This is a genomic window from Paenibacillus sp. CMAA1364 (assembly GCF_054373195.1).
Genome location: NZ_JBITNB010000075.1, coordinates 1 through 532 on the forward strand (window position 1 = coordinate 1; position 532 = coordinate 532).

Here is a 532-nt window from a genome sequence, read left to right on the forward strand (position 1 = left end):
TTCCCTGATAGCTCAGTTGGTAGAGCACTCGACTGTTAATCGAGTTGTCACAGGTTCGAGTCCTGTTCGGGGAGCCATTTATATTTGGAGAGATACCCAAGTGGCTATAAGGGGACCCTCTGCTAAGGGGTTAGACTGCGTAAGCGGTGCGTGGGTTCGAATCCCACTCTCTCCGCCATATAATTTACAGCGGATCTGATATGAGAATACAAGGTAACCTAACAGGGTTACTTTTTTTGATTGAACAATACGTTCTGAATAAGCTGCATGAATGTATAGGTGAAATAAAGCTTGTCATGTGATTATAATTTTGTTATAATCATTTTTGTTGTCACAAGAAGTTATATAGTATGGCCCGTTGGTCAAGTGGTTAAGACACCTCCCTTTCACGGAGGTAACAGGGGTTCGAGTCCCCTACGGGTCACCATGTACAATACTTAATTGTATATTTGGCACACAGCATTGTGTAGTCACCAAGAGCCATTAGCTCAGTTGGTAGAGCACCTGACTTTTAATCAGGGTGTCGAAGGTT

At 43.2% G+C, this 532-nt stretch carries 3 tRNA genes; all 3 read left to right on the forward strand.

Going from position 1 to position 532, the window contains the following annotated elements:
• The first annotated feature begins 1 nt into the window (after position 1).
• Positions 2–77, forward strand: a tRNA-Asn gene (locus tag ACH8E3_RS16710).
• Between the two features lie 9 nt (positions 78–86).
• A tRNA-Ser gene (locus tag ACH8E3_RS16715) sits at positions 87–178 on the forward strand.
• 174 nt (positions 179–352) lie between these two features.
• Positions 353–427 (forward strand) — tRNA-Glu (locus tag ACH8E3_RS16720).
• Positions 428–532: the final 105 nt, after the last annotated feature.